Source organism: Streptomyces sp. NPDC012474, from assembly GCF_042955185.1.
GTDB classification, from domain to species: Bacteria; Actinomycetota; Actinomycetes; order Streptomycetales; family Streptomycetaceae; genus Streptomyces; species Streptomyces cahuitamycinicus.
In genome coordinates, this window is the sequence record NZ_JBIBEP010000036.1 from 1 (window position 1) to 5,121 (window position 5,121).

Here is a 5,121-nt window from a genome sequence, read left to right on the forward strand (position 1 = left end):
GGGGAGAGCCTCTCGCTCCGGCCCAGGACGACACGGAGTCGCACCCGCTGGGGTGGGCGATGGACGTTCCTGCGGCCGGAGACGCCTGACGCGCGTGGGTGGTCCTTCTCACCCCGCCGACCGTTTTGCATAATGCAAGGGAATCGGGAAGGAGCCGGCCCTGCTGCCGGATCCCGGCAATGCGGACGGTGCGTGCCTGTCCGGCACCGGGCAGTGCGGAGCGTTCTCGAGCGCACCAGGATGGCGGAGTCGCAGACGAGACGGGAAGGGGGTGGCACGCATGCCGCGTGTACAGCACTCCACGACCGCGGAACCGCACCTGATGGAGCGTCTGCGCAGCATGGTGTGGGGGCCGGCCGAGTTCGTCGGGGCGCCGCCGCTCCGGCTGGCCGCGAAGGGAATCCTGGCCGGGTGTGTGGCAGCGGTCGCCATCATCGGCAGTACGGTCGCCGGTGCCTGGTACGGGATCACCGGACTGGCCGTCGGTGAGGGCGGTCTGGTGTGCGCCGCCCTGCTCGCCCTGTACCTGTGCGGGGTGCGGGCAGGACGTGCGCTGGTCGGTGCCGTCGTGGTGCTCGCGGTCGGCCTCGCCCTCCAGACGCCCCAGGCCGCGGCGGGTTTCGTGCTGGCGGAGCGGGGGCGAGCGGAGTCCGTGGTGGTGGTCTCCGTTGAAGGCGCCTCTGCGGATGCCCGGGGCGGTGGCCGCTACCTCTGCTCGGTGATCGACCGGGACGGCGTCCCCATGAAGGTCCGTATCTGGCGCGGCTGCGAGCAGACCACCCGGCCTGGTGACGTGATCGCCGTCGTGCACGACGTGGAGGGGCGGGTGCCGCCGCGCGGTGCGGAGGGAGGGGGGTCAGCCCTTGACGCCCTGAGCGGACTCGGCGGCTGGCTGGCCGGGCTTGTGTCTGCATGCGTGGTCGCCGTCGTGCGTTCCTGCCGCCTCTCCGCTCCTGACCGAGGGCATCGCCCGTCGCTCTTGACCCCGCCGACATCGACGCATCCGTAAAGCGTCTCAACCGCTTCACGACGTGAAGTCGCGCCGGACACCGACCTGCGATCGCAGCGGCCCGCCCGGCGCCGGGCACCACCGCGACGCCCAAGCCTGGCGCGCCTCTGATGGGGCCGACTGCTGCGAAGCATGACCGCCTCGGCTGACGGCACGTCCTCAATCAACGAGCTCATGGGGCTCGGACCTGCGTAAACGCAGTCCTCCAGGCATCGCCACCTGGTATCTGTGGGACGTGTTGGCAGGGCCTGGGGGACCCCGTCGAACTTCGTGCGCAGCTCGCGACAGTGCACAGGTCGGCGCCGAGCGATGACCACTGACGAGTATCGATCATGGACCTCGCCTCCACGCTTGCCGGCGCAACCGGTTCGTCGACGCCGTGAGCACCGAGGATTGCGCCGCGGTAACGGGCATCGTCGCCAACGGAGTCGCCCGACACAGGCCGGCCTGTACCGCGCTCTGCCGTATGTGGCGACGGCCGGCGAGCCCTAGGGCTGAGGACGACCGGGATCAGACAGGCCCAAGGGCGATCCCTGCCGGTCCCTTGACCGGGTGCACACCGATAGGTGTGATGTGCGACACGCCTCGCCATTGGTTACGTTGAGGTGACTGGTTACTGGTGGTGAGTATGGGCGTCAGCGGAACGCACTTACCGAGGAAGTGAGCGGCCATGGAGCGAGGGTCGAGGGCGACCGGATCGCCGAGGTCTGGCTCTTCTCCGCGGGCAAGGGCGGTGAGGACGACCTCTGGTGCATCGCCTGAGGGTGGGCCGCTTCCATGGAAGGGACGTCTCCACCGTCCTCGGTAAATCGGTCGGCGCCCGCAATGCCGCCCGCTTCCGGTGAGGCCCGGTACATGCCGCGTGCGGCATGTGGCCGGTCCCGGATGGTGCCGGCCGGGTTACGAACTCAACTCGCAAACAGCAGTGCCGTTTGTCCCGATGTCCGGGACGTAAGGAGCAGATGGTCATGAGCAGCAGGAACGTCGACATCGCGCGTGAGTACTTCGAGTCGATCCAGAAGGGTGATCTGGCCCGGGTGGGGGAACTTCTGGCGGAGGAGGTCGTCTGGCATCAGCCGGGCGGCAACCGGTTCTCCGGTGAGCACCAGAGGCGTGACGCGGTCTTCGCGATGCTCGGCGGGATGATGGAGGCCAGCCAGGGCAGCTTCACCATCGACGTGGTCCATGCCCTGATGGGCAACGGCGACATGGTGGCCGCCTCGATCCACTTCGCCGGCCGGCGCGGGGACTCGTCCATGAGCATGGACGGGGTGGATGTGCTGCGCCTGGAGGACGGGAAGATCGTCGAGATGTGGCTGTTCTCCGGCGACCAGGCGGCCGAGGACGCATTCTGGGGGAAGTAGGGAACGGCCCGGGCCCTGGGGGCGTTGCCGGCCGCCCCGGTGGAGCCCCGGGGTCGGCCCGGGCCTGCTCCGCCAGGCGGTTCAACCCCCGCTCCGCGATCGCCGGTTCATCCCGGTCAGGCCTGGACCTCCTGGAATTGCGCGGCCAACTCCTGATTCCACGGAAGGCGGCCGGGCAGGCGCACGACCCGGTGCACCCGCCCGCCGCCGCCACGCCGCCGCGTGATGTCGAGGCCGCTACTTACGCACGCCGGTCGCGCTGAACTCCTGTACGCCGACCTTTCCGTTCTGGTTGCTGTTGCGCACGTAGAGCCGGATGTTGGTGGTGGCGACATCGGCCGGCGGCCGGTAGACGACCGGCGCCGCCGTGTGGATCGCCTGGTAGGGCATGATGTCGATCCAGGCGTTCTGGCTGGCGCTCCACCGCTGCACCTTCCAGTGGCTGGTCATCCAGGTGCAGCAGTTGTCCTGTTGGATGGTGAAGGCGAACCGCTCGTAGTCGGCACCGAGATCGAACTGCACCCAGGACTCGTTCACGTTGGAGCCGGCCTCGCCGGTCTCGGTGACGCCGTCCCAAAGCTTGCCGAGGCCGCTGTCCCAGGCACTGCGCTGCGACACGGTGGAGTGGTCGGCCAGGTTCTCCCTGGGCACCTTCCACCGCAGCGCGGCGTACGCCGGTTCCAGACCCGCCTGGTTCATGATGGTCCGCGCCTCGGCCGGCCACGCACCGTCTGTCACCACGTGCGGTCGCCCGTCGCCGTCGTAGATGGCCCCGCTGAGCCAGTTGTCGGCGAAGTCGGTGTAGTTGTGCGACGCGTACACCGACAGGGGCCGGCGGTAACGCGGGGAGAAGTCGAACCGCCCGCCCTTTCCGACGTTGTGGTCCCAGCGGGTCTGGTGACTCTGGTTGTCGCTGTAGTAGTTCGCGGTCGACGTCGAGTGGTGCACGTAGTTGTGGCTGACCTCGCTGCCCGGCCACGACCCGAACGAGTAGACGGCCCCAGAGTCGTGCACCCCCCAGGACACCTTGGACGTGGCGTTGTACACCTCGTTGTGGCTGAACGTCGTCCTGCCGATCCCGTCCACCCCGTCGAGGAGGCTGGTCTCCTCCGCCTTGCGCTGATGGAAGCCCATGTATGCGGTGTCGTGGACGAGGTTGTGGGTGACCGCCACGTTGTAGGTGTTCATCAGGCTGATCCCGGTCGCCGGGAAGAAGTCGTCACCGATGTCGGTCACGACGTTGTTGCTGATCGTCACGTTCCTGGTGCGCTGGGCGCCGTCGACGTGCACGTCCATCCACCGGCCGGCGATGACCCCGGCGGCGGTCAGGTTGTGGAAGAGGTTGCCGGTGACGGTGACGTCCTCCGCTCCGGTCAGCAGCTGCAGTCCGCCGCTGCCCATCTTGCGCACGGTGTTGTCGGTGAAGGTGATGCCTCGGGCGTTGGTCAGCTTGATCTGACCGGGCACCTCGCCGCCGTAGCCGTCCTGGTTCGGATCCTTGAAGGGGTCGTCCGCGTACTGCGCCTCCGCTTGCGAGCCGCCGATGAACCGGTCGCGAGGCAGCAGCCAGTTGCCGTGCTCGAACGTGATGCCGTCGAACTCGATCGCGCTCGCCTTCGCGGACGGGCTGGACCCGGCCACGTTCACCAGCGTCTCCACCACCGGCACGTACGCCCCGGCCTGGTTGACGTCCTCTCCCGCCCGCGGGTAGTAGTACACCTTGTTCGTCGCCCGGTTCAGGTACCACTCGCCGGGGGAGTCCAGCTCCTCGAACGCGTTGAGCACGTAGAACGTGTCGTCGTAGTCCAGCGAGAAGCCGTCGTCGCGGTTCAGTCGCGCCTGGAAGTGCGGCTGCGCCAGGCGCACCCGTTTGTTGGCGCCGCTCGCGCTGATGTCCGCGACGGGGAAGTAGTCGATCTTGAAGCCGATCGCGATGTGCAGCAGCCGGATGTCGCGGACGTTGGTGTACGCCGGAACGCCGGCCGCCGGGAACTGCACGCCGTCGTAGGAGCGGGTCGGCCGCTCCGGGTTGGCCGGCGGGTTGGGGATCGATGCCTCGTCGAAGAAGCCGTTGCCCACGATGCCCTTGCCCATCGCCAGCTGAGCCCGCCGGCCGCCGACGTAGAGCTGCCGGAAGTAGTCGGCGTAGCCCGCCGACTCCGGTACGTCGGCCACGAAGTAGGGCTGGTCGGTTACCCGCTTCCAGCCCGTGACGGCCTTACCACCGTCAACGATGGGCGTCTCACCGGGATACGCCTGGTAGACGACCTTGAACCCGTTGGAACCCGAGTCCGCCTCGGTCAGGTCGAAGGTGTCCGTCCGGGTATGCCGGCCCCCGCGCAGGCAGACGCGGAGGTCGGCCCGCATGTCCTTGTTGAGCTCGTGCTGTCGGATGTGGTCCCGCGCCCGTTCCAAGGTCGCCCAGGGGCGATCCGGTGAGGTTCCGGCGTTGCCGTCGCTGCCCGACGCGGAGACGTAGAAGGTGCACGCTGCTGCCGCCTCCGCCGTACCACTGACCATCAGCCCAGCAGCCAGCGTTACCGCCGCCATGACGCCTGCGGTCACTCTGTGTTGGCTCATCCACTTCGCTTCCGACGTGTGTATGGGACAGGGATCATGCAGCCGACCCGCGGGGGGGGGGGGGGCCCCCCCCCCCCCCCCCCCGGGGGCCCCCCCCCCCCCCCCCCACACACCCCCCCCCCCCCCCCCCCGCGGGGGGGGGGGGGGGGTGGCCGGTAATGCCCCGCG

3 protein-coding genes are annotated in these 5,121 nt (G+C 68.9%); 2 read left to right on the top strand and 1 reads right to left on the bottom strand.

The genetic code is table 11. The features are described 5' to 3' along the window. Positions 1 to 280 precede the first annotated feature (280 nt). Positions 281 to 1,009 carry a hypothetical protein gene (locus ACFY9S_RS39580; RefSeq protein ID WP_391138821.1) on the top strand — a complete coding sequence of 243 codons (729 nt, stop codon included), beginning with the start codon at positions 281 to 283 and terminating at the stop codon, positions 1,007 to 1,009. Positions 1,010 to 1,977: 968 nt separating this feature from the next. Beyond that, entirely contained in the window at positions 1,978 to 2,373 is a 396-nt protein-coding gene (locus ACFY9S_RS39585; protein ID WP_391138822.1) for a nuclear transport factor 2 family protein, read from the top strand. Between the two features lie 237 nt (positions 2,374 to 2,610). Here the strand turns inward: ACFY9S_RS39585 and ACFY9S_RS39590 are convergent, their stop codons facing one another. After that, on the bottom strand, positions 2,611 to 4,953 hold the full coding sequence (locus ACFY9S_RS39590; protein ID WP_391138824.1) for a right-handed parallel beta-helix repeat-containing protein: 2,343 nt from the start codon (positions 4,951 to 4,953) through the stop codon (positions 2,611 to 2,613). Positions 4,954 to 5,121 lie beyond the last annotated feature (168 nt).

What these genes read in the sequence shown, in the direction of transcription:
- ACFY9S_RS39580 (WP_391138821.1), top strand. Translation starts at nt 281, where the DNA reads ATGCCGCGTGTACAGCACTCCACGACCGCGGAACCGCACCTGATGGAG.
- ACFY9S_RS39590 (WP_391138824.1), bottom strand. Translation starts at nt 4,953, where the DNA reads ATGAGCCAACACAGAGTGACCGCAGGCGTCATGGCGGCGGTAACGCTG.
- ACFY9S_RS39585 (WP_391138822.1), top strand. Translation starts at nt 1,978, where the DNA reads ATGAGCAGCAGGAACGTCGACATCGCGCGTGAGTACTTCGAGTCGATC.